The 13,575-nt window shown below is 29.6% G+C and carries 8 protein-coding genes; 2 read left to right on the top strand and 6 right to left on the bottom strand.

Annotated elements, in window-relative coordinates:
* Positions 1-32: 32 nt before the first annotated feature.
* The gene (porU, locus tag BM335_RS12625) at positions 33-3,839 is read right to left on the bottom strand and encodes a type IX secretion system sortase PorU (RefSeq protein ID WP_245780670.1); all 3,807 of its coding nucleotides are present in this window, start codon (positions 3,837-3,839) and stop codon (positions 33-35) included.
* A 161-nt stretch (positions 3,840-4,000) separates the two neighbouring features.
* On the opposite strand from porU, the gene gldJ reads away from it, so the two are divergent.
* Both gldJ and BM335_RS12635 read left to right on the top strand, forming a co-directional pair.
* Positions 4,001-5,707, top strand: coding sequence for a gliding motility lipoprotein GldJ (gene gldJ / locus BM335_RS12630; protein ID WP_090228463.1), 1,707 nt, complete (start codon positions 4,001-4,003; stop codon positions 5,705-5,707).
* A 65-nt stretch (positions 5,708-5,772) separates the two neighbouring features.
* Positions 5,773-7,032, top strand: coding sequence for a UDP-N-acetylmuramoyl-tripeptide--D-alanyl-D-alanine ligase (locus BM335_RS12635; RefSeq protein WP_090228467.1), 1,260 nt, complete (start codon positions 5,773-5,775; stop codon positions 7,030-7,032).
* On the opposite strand, the gene BM335_RS12640 is transcribed toward BM335_RS12635, so the two are convergent.
* From BM335_RS12640 to BM335_RS12660, 5 genes are all read right to left on the bottom strand, one after another.
* Positions 7,018-7,878, bottom strand: coding sequence for an N-acetylglucosamine kinase (locus BM335_RS12640; RefSeq protein WP_090228472.1), 861 nt, complete (start codon positions 7,876-7,878; stop codon positions 7,018-7,020). The two genes, BM335_RS12635 and BM335_RS12640, sit on opposite strands and share 15 nt — an antisense overlap.
* A gap of 25 nt (positions 7,879-7,903) precedes the next feature.
* Entirely contained in the window at positions 7,904-8,908 is a 1,005-nt protein-coding gene (gap, locus tag BM335_RS12645; protein WP_090228476.1) for a type I glyceraldehyde-3-phosphate dehydrogenase, read from the bottom strand.
* Positions 8,909-8,938: 30 nt separating this feature from the next.
* Positions 8,939-9,925 (bottom strand): 6-phosphofructokinase, encoded by a 987-nt coding sequence (gene pfkA / locus BM335_RS12650; protein WP_090228479.1) that lies wholly within the window; start codon positions 9,923-9,925, stop codon positions 8,939-8,941.
* 163 nt (positions 9,926-10,088) lie between these two features.
* The gene (locus tag BM335_RS12655) at positions 10,089-11,444 is read right to left on the bottom strand and encodes an alpha-amylase family glycosyl hydrolase (protein WP_090228483.1); all 1,356 of its coding nucleotides are present in this window, start codon (positions 11,442-11,444) and stop codon (positions 10,089-10,091) included.
* Between the two features lie 6 nt (positions 11,445-11,450).
* Positions 11,451-13,574, bottom strand: a complete 2,124-nt coding sequence (locus BM335_RS12660; RefSeq protein WP_090228587.1) for a glycoside hydrolase family 97 protein — start codon at positions 13,572-13,574, stop codon at positions 11,451-11,453.
* Position 13,575: the final 1 nt, after the last annotated feature.

Genomic DNA, 13,575 nt, shown 5'->3' on the forward strand with positions numbered 1-13,575 from the left:
GGTTAATTTAACTATACAAATATCTTAATTTCTTATTGAAGTATTACTAATTTTTCTATTTTTTCAGAAGAAGTATTAGAATTTATAGATTTTACTTTTAATTTATAAACATATACACCTTTTCCTATTTTGGAACCAAAATCATCTAATCCGTTCCATACAATTGATTTACATAAGGTACCTTCCGATTGTACTGTTTGATTAATTGTTTTCACTAATTTTCCTGAAACAGTAAAAATTTGAATTTGAACATTTAACAATTCATTTGGTTTATTATGATTAAACCAAAACTCTGTATAATTAATAAATGGATTTGGGTAATTTAATACATTTGTTAATACCAAATCACTATCATTAACTACAATAAATGAAAACGAAGTTTCCGATAAATTATTGTAAGTATCCCAAACTTTTAATGTAATTGTATGAATTCCTGGATCTAAATTTCTTAACGGATACTCTATTCTACCTTTTTTATAATTATTTAGTTCTGTTTGGTAGTAATCATTTAAAATAATTGGATTTGATTGATTTCCATCTAAAATTGCAACAATATCGTGATCAACAGCTGTTATAGAGGTATTTATACCGCTTTCATCTTCAATAACAGCTATAAATAATGGTGACTCATTGGTATTTCCTCCTTCAACAAAATTTAAATCATTTAAATATAATTGAACATTTGGCCCAGTGGTATCTTCTGGAGCGTTAGAATTAATTCCTCCTATTGTTATGTTGGAATTGTAACCTAGTTTATCTGTAATTGTGTTATTGGCATAAAAACTTAATTTACCTTTTCCATAAGCTATTTTTATGTCTTTTGGCGTTATAAAATCAAAAGTGAAATTTCCATTTTCAACTTTTGAACGACCTGTAAATATTTTACTTTCTATAACATCAAATTGCATTTTTTTATTTTTATTATCGTTATCTAAAGTGGTTTTATTAATTGGTTTATCGTATACCGTAATATCAATTTCACCGTTAAAATCTGTAATAATGTTTTCTGACAAATCTGTAATTTCTCCTTCAAATTTCACATAAGACAAAGCTTTAATTGTATCTAAAGATTGAGTAATAGGTTTGTTGTTCATTTTAGTTAATCTAATATTTGGTTTGGGTACACTTAAATGCATTGCTGGATCTCCAATATTAAATATAAAAAAACGTTGTGTGGTTGAAAACTGATTTTTAGTATACATTAAAGCTTCAGAAATGGTGTAATTTTCATTATTAAAGTTAAGTAATGGTTTTATTAATCGTTCATTAAGTGATTGACCAACGCTAATAAAAATTTCTCTTGTTGTTGAAATTAATGTTGATGCACCTCCTTTTTCATTCCAAAATAAAAATTCTCCAGCAGTTTTTCTTATTGGGTTATCAAATCTTGTAAACTCACAGGTTACTGTTACAAATAATGGTAATTTAAATTTATTATTAAAGTTTTGAATATCAGATACGCCTAAAATTCCTTCCGATGACCAACCTCCTTCACCACCGTGCCCAAAATAATCTACCAATAACGTTCCAGATTCTACTTGATTAAGAATATCTAATTTTGCCGTAGGATATTTTTTGCCGCCCGATGTGCTTTCTTGTGTATAGGCATCTAAATAAATTTTCTTTAAATTAAATTGTGGTTTCCCTTTAAAAATGGTGTCTGCAATTTCCTCCATTTGTTCTTGTAAAACTTCTTCTCCAATGGCATCAATATCATCAGCAATTAAAGTTATAGAAGTTCTCCAGTTACCAAAAGAATTTTTATTATAATAATTTAAGATTTTGTCTACAATTTTTTCAGCTTGCAACACTTCGCTAACGGGAATTCTTCCGGTAGCAACATCTTGTCTTTCAAAAGAAAGTAATGACCCTTCATTTGCATCCATCATCCCATAATAATCATCTGTAACATATGAAGTTGCTAAATTAAAACTATCAAAAGCTTCAAAAACTGGCACAATATTGTTGTTATTATTTATACGATTTTTATAATCATAAGTAGCATCTCCAAATAAACAAACATATTTTACTTTGTTTGATGATGAATTATCATATAAATGTTTTACAAAATCTCTTATAGCAGTTATATCTGGCGAACCTGATGCAAATTCATTATAAATTTGATTTAGTTTTATAACTTCAACCTTTAAATTAGAATTTAATCGATGAAAATTAGCCAATCTTTCTGCTTGTTCTACTAAAAAATCTTGTGTAATAATTATATAATCTATATTACTTAAACTGTGTAAGTTTTGATTTTCAACTTTATTGTTTTCAGTTAACTTAGGTCTATATAAATCACTGTAATTAATTGCAATAAATTCTTCTAACTTACCTCCACTAACATTAAATTTAAAATCTGAATTGGTAGACTGATTTTTAACATTTGTTGGATTTAACGGATTTGAAACATTCCAAATCAGATCAATTTTTGAAGCATTTTTAATTGCATACTCAACAGTTCCATTTAAGTTTAATATATCAAAGTTTCTAAATGAAAACTGTTTACCACTTGCCACTAATTTTTTTTCTCCAATTACTTCAATATAATCTAAAAATGCTTTTGACGATGGATTACCTCCATTATTAAAATTAATTTCAACATTAATATTATTCCCTTCTGTTATTAAATTCCCTTTATTTTCAACTGCAATTGCTCTTGTTAAACCTCCATTTGCAGGAAAATTTAAATTAAATAAATTTTGATTATTTACTTTTACAGCCATTGATGAAGGCAATGAAGATTCAACAACACCTCTAACCTTAACATATACTTTTGATGTAGCTTCAATTTCATTAAAAGGGATTGAATATAATTTGGTATTATTAATACTTAAATCATCTCCAAACCATTGTTGGCCTGTACCATATAAATTTACCAAATCTTCCTCAAAAAAGGTGAAATCATGAAAAGAAGATAAAAAATGACTGGCACTTGAAGTTATGTTTGTTTGCTCTGAAATGCGTTTCCCTAAAGAATTTCCAACTGTTAAAAAATAATAAGAAGCATCAGAAAAAATATTGTTAGCATGGCTTATATTTTCGATACTTGGATTTGATTTTATATTCCAACCATGTGGACCCTTACCGTAAAATAATATATAATCATCTGCATCAAATTTATTATCAGCTTCACCACTAATATAAATTGCATTCTCTTGCAAGCCATCATACCTAAATTCACTATTTTTAAATGGCAACATTTCACCGCCATTTCCAAAAATTTGAATATTTTTTGGGTTGATTTCATTTGTATTTAAGCCTAATTTTTCTAAAAAAGATTTATCAATTTTAAAAACACCAGTAGTATCAATTTGAAATTTATACCAAGTTCCAGTGCTTAAAACAGAATTTTTTATTTGTGATGTGTTTTTCTGGGCAAAATTTATAATTTCAGAACTATATTCCAACTCAAATGAAACAACTTTCTTAAAAATATTTCCTTCTTTAATTAGTGGAACAAAATCAATTATTGCAAATGTATGCGTGCGCTCATTAACAAAATGAAATTGAGGTGCTAGTTTTAAAGGAATTAAATCTGAATTAACAAAATCACTATCAGGAATAAAAGCTTGTTCAAAAACAACATTGGTTATTTTAAAGTTTAGTATTTTTTGATTGTTAGCTACTTCCCACTTTTCAATAAAAACAGGTAATAAATTATTATTTACTTGATTATTTTCAAGCAAATCCATTTGAATTTTATTAGTTGCATTAATTGTGAAAGTTGCTTTTTCTTTCCATTTTAAATCAAACCTCTTAAAAAAAGTATTTTGACCGAAAAGAATATTTCCAGCAATAGAAATAAAAAAAAATAGTATTAATTTAGAGCGTTTCATTAAAATTATAATGAGAAATTTTTATGGGTATTTTAATATAATACAACATTACATATAATAAAGAACAAAAACAATCGTTAATAAAAAACATAATTAAATTTTTTCTTGTAAAAAAATTAATTTAATGTAAATTGCGACACAAAACCCTAATTGAGTTTAAAATGAATTTTAAGAATTTATACAGCATTACTAAAATACTAATAACCATATTGGTTGTAGCATCTTTGGTTAGCTGCCACAACAGAAACCCACGAAAAATTGTTTCATTAACTGGCTGGTCTTCAAAGGATAAAAAAACAGCAGGTTTTTCAGAAGCAGGTGATTACAGAGGTCAACAAGCACCTCCAGGAATGGTACTTATTGAAGGTGGATCTTTTACTATGGGACACGTACAAGATGATGTAATGTTTGATTGGAATACAACTCCAATTAAACAACAAGTACGTTCTTTTTATATGGATGAAACTGAAGTAACCAATGCAGAATATTTATTTTATTTAGATTGGATGGAAAAAGTTTATCCTCCAAGTGATGTTAATTATGAAAATATTTACTTATCAGCAGTTCCAGACACATTAGTTTGGCGAGATGTTTTAGGCTTTAATGAATTACTTACAGAAAACTATTTAAGACACCCTGGATATGCAGATTATCCAGTAATTGGTGTTAGCTGGATCCAAGCAAACCAATATTGTCATTGGAGAACCAATAGAGTAAACGAAAAAATATTAATGGACAAGGGTGTATTAAAAAACATTTACAATCTTGAGGACATTGAAGTTAGTGGTGAAAATAATTTTGATACTGATGCATATTTAAACAATCCAAATCAAGTTTTTGGAGGAAACCAAGACATTTACAAAAAAGGATTGACTGATAATGTAAAAAGAAAAAAAGACGATCCGAAACCAGCAAGAGGAGAATTTACGGGAAGACAAGTAAAAATTTCTGATGGTATTTTAAGTGCTAAGTTTAGACTTCCTACAGAAGTTGAATGGGAATATGCTGCTAAAGCAATTGTTGAAAACAGAGAATACAACAATACACGAGGCAGAAAAAAATATGCTTGGGATGGAAAATATACAAGAAACAAGTCTAAAAAATATAGAGGTGACCAATTAGCGAATTTTAAACAAGGAAAAGGTGATTATAGCGGTGTTCCTGGTTGGAGCAATGATGGAGCAGATATTACTATTCAAGTAAAATCATACGAACCAAACGCTTTTGGATTATATGATATGTCAGGAAATGTTGCAGAATGGGTTGCCGATGTTTACAGACCAATTGTAGATAATGATGCCAATGATTTTAACTATTTTAGAGGTAACATTTTTACAAAAAAAATGATTGATGCTGAAGGTAATGTAGTAATTACTGACAATGTTTCTGTAGAATATGACACTTTAGATAACGGAAAATTAGTACCTAAATCTTTACCTGGTAGTGTAAAATATATTCCTATCACAAAGCGTGATGCTTATATGAGAGATAATTATGAAAAATCATATAATGTTGATGCGAAAGATGGTGACTTAAAATCTACAAAATTTTATGCTAAAGATGAAGAAGAATTAGAAACCAAACCAAGAATGTATAACTCACCTATTAAACCACGTGAAATTGGAGAAAGTGGCTTAATTATGCAGCAATATGATACAGAGAAAAGAAACACGCTTATTAGCGATAAATCGAGAGTTTACAAAGGAGGCTCTTGGAAAGATAGAGAATATTGGTTAGATCCTTCTCAAAGAAGATATCTACCAGAATATATGGCAACAAATTATATTGGATTTAGATGTGTAACTGACAGAATTGGACCAATGACATACAAAAGAAGGTTGCCAACTACTACAAAAATTAGATATTAAAATTTAATATTCATAAAATTAATAGCCTCACTTTAACTTAGTGAGGTTTTTTTTATATTTAAACTATGAAAATTGACCAACTATATAAACTTTTTGAAGAAAGTTATTTGATAGATACTGATACAAGAAAAATTAGAGAAGGAAGTTTATTTTTCGCGCTGAAAGGAGAAAATTTTAATGGAAATTCATTTGCTATAAGTGCGCTTGAAAATGGCGCTAAATTTGCTATTATTGATGAATTAAAATATCATACGCATCCAAACACAATTTTGGTTCCAAATGTGCTTGAGACACTTCAAAGTTTAGCAAATTTTCATCGAAAAAAATTGAATATCCCAATAATTGCTTTAACAGGTAGTAACGGAAAAACAACTTCAAAAGAATTGATTAATGCTGTGTTATCTAAAAAATATAAAACTACAGCTACAGTAGGTAATTTAAATAACCATATTGGTGTTCCTTTAACACTGTTATCAATAACATCAACAACTGATATTGGTATTATTGAAATGGGAGCAAATCACTTAAAAGAAATTGAAACTTTGTGTAAAATTGCCGAACCAAACTTTGGTTACATTACCAATTTTGGAAAAGCACATTTAGAAGGATTTGGAAGTGTAGAAGGTGTTATTAAAGCAAAATCTGAACTGTATGATTTTCTTAGAGAAAATGATGGAATTGCTTTTGTAAATTATGATGATCCAATACAAATTATACAATCTGAAAAAATTAATTCTATTAAGTTTAATAATGAAATAATTCAATTTATTGAAGCAAATCCTTTTGTTAAAGTACTTTTTAAAAACACTGAAATAGAAAGTAATTTAATTGGAAAATATAATTTTAACAATATTGCTGCAGCAATTTCCATTGGAAATTATTTTAATGTTAGTTTAAACAAAATTAAAGAAGGAATTGAAAATTATACACCTTCAAATAACCGTTCCCAAATTATTGAAAGAGGAACTAATAAAATAATATTAGATGCATACAATGCAAACCCAAGTAGTATGTCGGCTGCACTAGAAAATTTTAACCAATTAAAAGCTTCTAAAAAAGTAGTTTTTCTAGGCGATATGTTTGAATTAGGCAGTGAAAGTTTAATTGAACATCAAAAAATAGCTGATTTAGTAAGCTCTTATAATTTTAATGAAGTGTATTTAATAGGAAAAGCATTTTCTACAACAAGTGCAAAAAATGCTTTTATTTATGATAGTTTTGAAGCGTTTAAAACTTCAACTTTAACACTTAATATTTCCCACGCTACCATTTTAATTAAAGGATCTCGTGGAATGGCTTTAGAAAGAATTTTAGATTTTTTCTAAAGCTAACTTTTCTCTGTGGTAATCAATTAAACCATCTATTGGGCGTCTTACAACTTTACCCAATACAACTCTGTAATAATTGGCAACATCTTCAATAATATCCTTTCCAAAAAATGCAATTGAACCTACAAAATGTACCGGAACTTCCTCACTTTCATTATAGGTTAAAACTCTATTTTTAAAGAATTCAACTATTCCTTTTCTTAGAACTTTATTAAAATAGGCTGTTCGCTCATTTTTTAATAAAAATTCTGCAAAAGTTGCTAAATAAGCATTCGGATTTTCTTCTTTGTAGATATTTCTTTTAATGGTATCAGCATCCAAATCAAACTGTTTTTCAAAAAGTTCGGCAGCTTTTTTTGGCATTTTACTATAATAATAATCTTGAATTAATTTTTTCCCAAAATAATTACCACTCGCTTCATCCATTAGTATATAACCTAATGAAGGCACTCTTACATCAACATCTTCACCATCAAAATAGCAACTATTTGATCCTGTTCCCAAAATACAAACGATTCCTGGTTTATTAGTTACCGCATAAACTGCAGCAAAAGTATCTTCTTTTACTACAACTTTTGCATTTTTAAAAAATGATTCAAATATAGACGTTAGCAAAGTTGTTAATCTTTCGGTACCACAACCTGCACCATAAAAATACACTTGTGTAACTTGGTCTTTACAACTTGATATCTCATTATTTTCCTGAATTCTGTGTAATACAGCTTCTGCATTTAAAATTTCAGGATTTAAACCATTTGTTCTTGTTTTGAATACCTGATTTCCAGCCATATCTAAACAAATCCAATCGGCTTTTGTAGAGCCTCCGTCTGCTATTAGAATCATTTTTTAATTTATTTAATATAATTAATTACTTTACGTTTGCAATGTAAGTAGCTAAATCAACTAATTTAGTTGAGTAACCAAATTCATTATCATACCAAGAAACTAATTTAAAGAAATTATCGTTTAAAGCAATACTTGCATCTGCATCAAAAACACTTGTTCTTGGTTCAGAAACGAAATCTTGAGATACAACTGCTTCTTCAGTATATCCTAAAACACCTGCTAATTCATTTTCTGAAGCAGCTTTTAAAGCAGCTTTAACTTCAGCCCATGTTGCAGACTTTTCAGTTCTTACTGTTAAATCTACTACAGAAACATCTGGAGTTGGTATCCTGAAAGACATACCTGTTAATTTTCCGTTTAATTCTGGAATAACTTTTCCCACTGCTTTTGCAGCTCCAGTTGAAGAAGGTATAATATTTGCTAATGCACTTCTACCACCTCTCCAGTCTTTTTTAGAAGGACCATCAACAGTTAATTGAGTTGCTGTTGTAGCATGTACAGTAGTCATTAAACCTTCAACAATTCCAAAGTTATCATTGATAACTTTCGCTAAAGGTGCTAAACAGTTTGTAGTACAAGATGCGTTAGATACAATTGTATTTGCTGCTGTAATTTCTTTATGATTTACTCCCATTACAAACATTGGTGCGTCAGCAGATGGTGCAGAAATTGCAACTTTTTTAGCTCCAGCTATAATGTGTTTTCCTGCTCCTTCTAAACTTGTAAAAATTCCTGTACAGTCTAAAACAATTTCTGCTCCAACTGCATCCCATTTTAAATCTTCTGGGTTACGTTCTGCAGTAATTCTAATTTCATTACCGTTTACAATTAAGTTTCCATTTTTTACTTCAACTGTACCATCAAATTTACCGTGTACTGAATCGTACTTTAATAAATAAGCTAAGTGATCTACATCTAATAAATCATTTATTCCTACTACTTCAATGTTTGGTCTTGTCATTGCTACTCTAAACGCAATTCTTCCTATTCTACCAAATCCGTTAATTCCAATTTTAATTGTTGACATCTCTATTATTTTAATTTATTATTCAATTATTTATACTGAAGTTATTTCAGCAACTTTTAGTAATTCTTCGTTAATATCGTGATTCATTTTAATTGCTTTATTGAAACCTACAGAAGTTACCTCATTGTTGGTAACACCAACCATTACTCCTGAGGTTCTATCTAACAATGCTTCAACTGCTGCAACACCTAATCTACTGGCTAAAACTCTATCATAACAACTTGGTGAACCACCTCGTTGCATATGACCTAAAACTGAGACTCTAATATCATAAAAAGGATATTTTTCTTTAATATAATCAGCTAATTCAAAAACATTTTTTCCAATTTTATCTCCTTCAGAAACAACAACAATACTTGATGTTTTTCCTTTTTCTCTACTTTTGTCAAGTGATTCAACTAATCTATCTAGTCCTAAGTTTTTTTCAGGAATTAGAATTTCTTCAGCTCCTGCACCAATACCAGTATTTAAAGCAATAAAACCAGCATCTCTACCCATTACTTCAATAAAAAATAATCGGTTATGCGAACTTGCTGTATCTCTAATTTTATCAATAACTTCAACAACTGTATTTAGAGCTGTATCATATCCAATTGTATTATCAGTACCATAGATATCATTATCAATTGTTCCGGGAATACCAACAACAGGAAAATTAAATTCTTCAATAAATTTTAATCCTCCAGTAAAAGTACCATCACCACCAATAATGACAAGTGCACCAACACCCGCTTTTTTTAGGTTTTCATAAGCTTTTGCTCTTCCTTCAACTGTTTTAAATTCTTCAGATCTTGCTGATTTTAAAATAGTTCCCCCTTTGTTAATAATATTACTTACGTGGCGTGCGGAAAGCATTTCAAAATCTCCTTCAATTAATCCTTGGTATCCTCTATAAACACCAATACAATCAACTCTGTAATATGTACATGCTCTAACAACAGCACGTATTGCTGCGTTCATACCCGGAGCATCTCCTCCTGAGGTTAAAACTGCTATCTTTTTAATAGGTTCATTCATTACTTAAAATTAATAGTTCAAAGGTACTTTTTAATGAAATTTTTTCCTACAAAACAGGTCAATATTCACTAAAACGATTTCGCTGTTTTTTAATAAAAAAGGCATCTTTTAAAGATACCTTTTTTTTGTTTAAAAAACTTATATTCAAATTGTTAAAACATTGTTAATCTATAAATATTTTATATTCCCAAGGTTTAAATGTTTGCTCAGTTTCTCCAGAAAAAAGAACCTTATCGTTGGTAAAATAATTGGTTGATTCGCCCTCTTTTTTAAATACAAAATTAATCTCTTTATTTGATAAATTACCAATAAAAGTTAGCTTTTGACCTTCTTTTTCTCTTGTAAAAATTAAAATATTTTGATCATCTGAAGAACTAATTCTGGTATATGATGCAGCATTTTTACCTCCATTTAAAGCTTTATTTGTATTTTTAAGCGTTCCTAATTTCTCTAAAATTGGCCAAACATTTCCTTTTGTTTTATTAATAGTGTCTTTTTCAAAAAACAATAATCTTTTATTCATATCGTATTCTTGGCCACTATAAATTAATGGCATACCAGGTGCACAATATGACAATGCCAACATTAATTCTGATGCATCACCCATACGTTCTTTCACTGTTCCATTCCAAGAATTTTCATCGTGGTTTGTTACAAAATTCATTAAAATATCATCTTTTGCATACAATGTATCAATTTGAGCCATTCGATCATCCCAATTTTTTACAGTTTCTTCACCTTTTGCAATGTGATTCATTCTGTGGTGCGTATCCCAACTGTATCCCATATCAAAAGCATTTTTCATTAACTCAGGCTCCCAAGCCTCTGCTAGCATAAAAACTGGCTTTACTTTCTTTAATTCGGCAACTGTATTTTCCCAAAAATCTGTAGGAACCATTCCTGCAACATCACATCTAAATCCATCCACATTAGCTTCTTTTAACCAATATTTCATGTCTTCCAACATTTCTGCACGCATTTCTAAATTATCATAATTTAAATCTGCAACATCTGTCCAATCTGTTCCAACAGTATGCGTAATTTTTCCAGCTTCATTTTTAGTATAATATTCTGGATGTTCTTTTAACCAAACGTGATCCCAACCGGTATGATTTGCAACCCAGTCTAAAATTACATACATACCATTTTTGTGTGCTGTTTTTACAAGATTTTTAACATCCTCTAAATTTCCAAATTCTGGGTTTACTTTTGTGTAATCTGAAATTGCATAATAGCTTCCTAAGGTACCTTTACTTTTGGTTGTAGAAATTGGATAAATTGGCATAACCCAAATTATTTTAACTCCCAATTCTTTTAATTTTGGAATATCTTTAGTAAATTCTTTAAATGTTCCTTCAACTGAATATTGACGGATATTTGCTTCATAAATAACTGCATTTTCTAATACTTCATCAGAAATTGGAGCAATTGTAGCGGGCACTTCACTTACCGCTTGTTTAGGTTCTGTTTTGCACGATACTATCATAGCAAGAATTAAAATTAAATAAATATTTTTCATTGATTATTACTTTTTAGGTTTTAAACTTATTGCGAAACCTCCTCCTGGAGCAAGTTTCATTTTTATAATTGATTGATTGTTTATTTCTATTGTTTTTATATTTATTGAAGTTGGATTTTTATCCCAATGGGCATCTGTTCCATCTTCATAAATAATTGCTTCATAAGTTGTATTTGGACTTAAAAAATCAAAATTTAATTCCATTTCTCTTGCATTTTCATCGGTAATTCCGCCTACAAACCAATTTTCTGATGTTCTTTCTTTACGTGCAATAGTAACAAAATCACCAACTTCACCATTTAAAATGTTGGTTTGCTGCCAATCTACTCCAACATCTTTTATAAATTGAAACGCAGGATTTCCTTCGTAATTTTCAATTAAATCTGCCGCCATTTGTATTGGACTATAAATAACAACATACAAAGCTAACTGCTGAGCTATAGTAGTATTTACCTGATTTTCAACCTTCCATTTATCAAATTTAATATCAAAAATTCCTGGCGTATAATCTATAGGGCCTGCCAACATTCTTGTAAAAGCCACAATTGGTAAATGTTCTGCTGGGTTTCCACCATCAGTTGCCCAAGCGTTAAACTCTTGTCCGCGTAGACCTTCACGAGAAATAGTATTTGGATATGTTCTTCGTAAACCTGTATCCTTAATAGGTTCATGCGCATTGATTGCCACTTGGTATTTCGCTGCTTTAATCACTGCATTATTATACTGATTTACCATATATTGACCGTGATGATATTCACCTTTAGGTAATATTTTACCTACATAACCAGTTTTAACAGCGTGAATTCCTAAACTTTGCATTAATGCATACGCTGTATCTTGTTGCTTTTCATAGGTTTCAGTTGCTGCAGAAGTTTCATGATGCATAATAATTTCAACACCTTTTTCTTTTCCGTAACGCACCACTTCTTTTAAATCATAATCTGGATAAGGAGTTACAAAATCAAACACGCCTTCTCTATCTTCAAAACCAATCCAATGTTCCCACCCAGTGTTCCAACCTTCAACCAATATAGCTCCAATATTATTTTTAGCTGAAAAATCAATAAAAGCTTTAGCATTTTCAGTTGTTGCGCCGTGCTTTCCATGAGGTTTCAATTCTGTTGTATGGGAAGTCATATCTTGTTGTGCACTCATATCCCAAGTTGATTTACCTAAATGCATTTCCCACCATATTCCCATATATTTTGTTGGTTTAACCCAAGAAGAAACATCGCCTAATTTATTAGGTTCGTTTAAGTTTACAATTAGTTTAGATTCTATTAAATCTCCAGCTTTTTCTGCAATTTGTATAGTTCTCCAAGGTGTTTCAAAGGGAACAGTTCTAAATACTTTATAATCTCTATTTGCCGAACCTACCAATCCGCTAGTCATTGTAAAATTAGTGGTATCAACTTTTAAAGTCATATCAGCATAATCAACTAAAGCAGCCTCATGAAAACTTAAATGCAAACCACTTACTGTTTTCATTGTCACTGGTGTATTTACAGCGTTTATTGGAATATAAGTTTGCCCTAAATCAGGGTGATTCGCTTTTGACAAAGCATCAATATTTGAAAAATTGGTTGTACTAAATAAATGCTCATAAATATCCCAATCTCCGGGTGTCCACCAAACTTTATGATCTCCTGTTAAATTAAACTGTGTATTTTCATCTGTAATAAAAACTTCCTTTAAATTTTCTTGTTCTGGAAATTCATATCTAAATCCAATTCCATCATCAAAAACTCTAAAAATAATGTTTAGTTTTCTTTTTAATTCTGATGTTTCTTGCAATTCAATTTTTAACTCATTATAATTATTTACAACATCTAATTGCTCTCCCCAAGGCATTTGCCAAGTTTCATAAAAACTACTAGAAACGGCATTAATAATTTCAAACTTATCTTTTAATGAAAGCTGATCTTTTAAATTAAAACCTAAAGTAGAAGGCTTAATAACTTCACCATTTTTAAAATTCACTAAATATGTTGGCTCACCATTTTTAGATAAATTGAATTTAATTTCGATGGAGTTATTTGGCGAAGCAATTACAATTTCTTGTAATTGTTTTTTTGCACAAGAACCCATAATAAAGGCTACTATTAATACACTTAATTTTATATATTTCATT

Origin of the sequence: Lutibacter maritimus, assembly GCF_900116115.1 — a bacterium.
Taxonomy (GTDB): Bacteria; Bacteroidota; Bacteroidia; order Flavobacteriales; family Flavobacteriaceae; genus Lutibacter; species Lutibacter maritimus.

Bases quoted from the DNA above. Each gene is read 5' to 3' on its own strand.
- BM335_RS12640 (WP_090228472.1), bottom strand. From the start codon at position 7,878: ATGATTCTAATAGCAGACGGAGGCTCTACAAAAGCCGATTGGATTTGT.
- BM335_RS12655 (WP_090228483.1), bottom strand. From the start codon at position 11,444: ATGAAAAATATTTATTTAATTTTAATTCTTGCTATGATAGTATCGTGC.
- gldJ (WP_090228463.1), top strand. From the start codon at position 4,001: ATGAATTTTAAGAATTTATACAGCATTACTAAAATACTAATAACCATA.
- BM335_RS12660 (WP_090228587.1), bottom strand. From the start codon at position 13,574: ATGAAATATATAAAATTAAGTGTATTAATAGTAGCCTTTATTATGGGT.
- BM335_RS12635 (WP_090228467.1), top strand. From the start codon at position 5,773: ATGAAAATTGACCAACTATATAAACTTTTTGAAGAAAGTTATTTGATA.
- gap (WP_090228476.1), bottom strand. From the start codon at position 8,908: ATGTCAACAATTAAAATTGGAATTAACGGATTTGGTAGAATAGGAAGA.
- porU (WP_245780670.1), bottom strand. From the start codon at position 3,839: ATGAAACGCTCTAAATTAATACTATTTTTTTTTATTTCTATTGCTGGA.
- pfkA (WP_090228479.1), bottom strand. From the start codon at position 9,925: ATGAATGAACCTATTAAAAAGATAGCAGTTTTAACCTCAGGAGGAGAT.